Here is a 1,810-nt window from a genome sequence, read left to right on the forward strand (position 1 = left end):
AAAATTATGCACTATGACGTTGCGTTATAGTCAAGTGAGTTAACTAAAAATATAGCAAGAGAATGGGATTAGGTGTTTTTTTAATATTAATAGGACACTTTCATTTTTAATTACCTTGGCTTAGTTTGGATGTTAAACATATTTAAAAATATCTCCAAGCCGACTTTTAAACAACCTTATTGGGGTCCCATCACATGCCTATCAAGAATTGATTTTATGAAGATAAAAGAAAAGATTTTAGGTTCTGGTGCAAACCTTCAAAATATCTGCAGTACCTCCCCATACTTGGACATACTGATACTAGTACTCTAAAAAAAGACATGTTAAGTGTGGAAAAGCAAAATCTATTCAAGTGGAAACATTATCAACCTGATATTATTTTATTAACCATAAAATGGTGCCTAAGTACAGCCTCAGTTTTCGGGATTTAATCGAATGGTAGAAATTCATTTTGTTCATAAGCCTTATTTCATTAAATGGGCCCTTTAGTGGAGAAGCTTTATTGCTACCCAGCAGTTCCTTAATTCGCCTTACAGTGCAGATCTTCTTTTCACTATAAAAACATCCTTTTAGATAAACTGATTCAAAGGGGCAAAACGTCGCGACTTTATTTCAAATTTAGATAAAACCTAATAATAAACCCTCCCTTGTACTAATGCTCATGGATAGATAAGCCGATACGACCGAAGTAATAATAAATAGCATCCAAAGGGGATTGTCTTGTATATGTTCAAAGCTTTCATGGATCAGATCTTATCCGAGAATGCAAAGTATACCTATAGTTTGTACAAAGAAAAGAATACGGATATTTTGTAGATTCCATAGTACAAGTCTTTCAATTACTGCTAGGTTAAGGGGAACCATCGATTTCTAAGCTCGCTGGAGATATGCCGGGATCCAATTTAATTTTAATTAAAGAAAAACCCGTGAATTATTCACGGGTTTTTCTTTAATAACTGATTGCTATTGTACCTTCACCTGCATGAACTGCAAATGAAATTGGTAATGGATATAATTTGAAATCCATTTCAGGGAATGCTTGTCTAATATCTGCAATCCATTCTTCAGCTCCAGCTTTATCGTTAGCATGGAACATGTGAAGTACTTTTGGTAATTCTTTTTCAAGTTCATTTTTAATATATTCTCGACATTTTTGGATTTTACGAACTTTCTTTTCAAGTAAAAGCTCTCCACCTTTTACTTCTAATATTAAGTTAACACTTAATAAACTTCCAAGTAAAAATTGCATGCCCTTTACACGGCCACTTGCATATAGACCTTTTAAACTCTTTGGGAATACATGAAAGGGTCTTCTTTTTTCATCTACTAATGTTTTGTGTATATCTTGTAAAGTCATACCATCATTGTATAACGATTTCGCTTTTCTAATTAGTTCATCCATTGGATAACTTGTTGTTTCACTGTCTAATACCGTTAATGGAAAACCTGCCATTTCTGCAGCTAACTTCATATTTTGATAGGTTCCACTTACTTTTCCGCTAATAGCAACTGCAAATCCTTCTTCATATTCTTCTTTGCATTTTGTAAATAACTCTACCATTTCCCCAATATTAGGTTGTGAAGTAGTGACTGTTTTACCTTCGTTTAACGCATTATAAACCCTTTCACGTACACCTTCTTCACAATCTTTGTACGAAATTCCATCGATAATAACTTCGATTGGGATAACAAAGTTATCTCCTTCTGTTTTAAAATTCGCAGTTGTACTATCAGTAATCCAAGCAACACGCTTCATGTTGTTCCTCCCTTAATTCAATTCCTCTTTTCTAATTTTTCTATATATTTATGT

General features: G+C 33.3%; 1 protein-coding gene and 1 pseudogene. One reads left to right on the plus strand and one right to left on the minus strand.

Annotated elements, in window-relative coordinates; all coding sequences use genetic code 11:
- Nucleotides 1–329: 329 nt before the first annotated feature.
- A pseudogene (locus ABWK52_RS29525) lies at nt 330–436 on the plus strand (IS6 family transposase); the annotation flags it as partial.
- A 513-nt stretch (nt 437–949) separates the two neighbouring features.
- Here ABWK52_RS29525 and ABWK52_RS29530 read toward each other — a convergent pair.
- Nucleotides 950–1,756, minus strand: coding sequence for a DegV family protein (locus ABWK52_RS29530; RefSeq protein WP_000831921.1), 807 nt, complete (start codon nt 1,754–1,756; stop codon nt 950–952).
- Nucleotides 1,757–1,810 lie beyond the last annotated feature (54 nt).

This window comes from Bacillus sp. AP50 (assembly GCF_040492675.1).
Classification (GTDB): Bacteria; Bacillota; Bacilli; order Bacillales; family Bacillaceae_G; genus Bacillus_A; species Bacillus_A cereus.

Bases quoted from the DNA above. Each gene is read 5' to 3' on its own strand.
- ABWK52_RS29530 (WP_000831921.1), bottom strand. From the start codon at position 1,756: ATGAAGCGTGTTGCTTGGATTACTGATAGTACAACTGCGAATTTTAAA.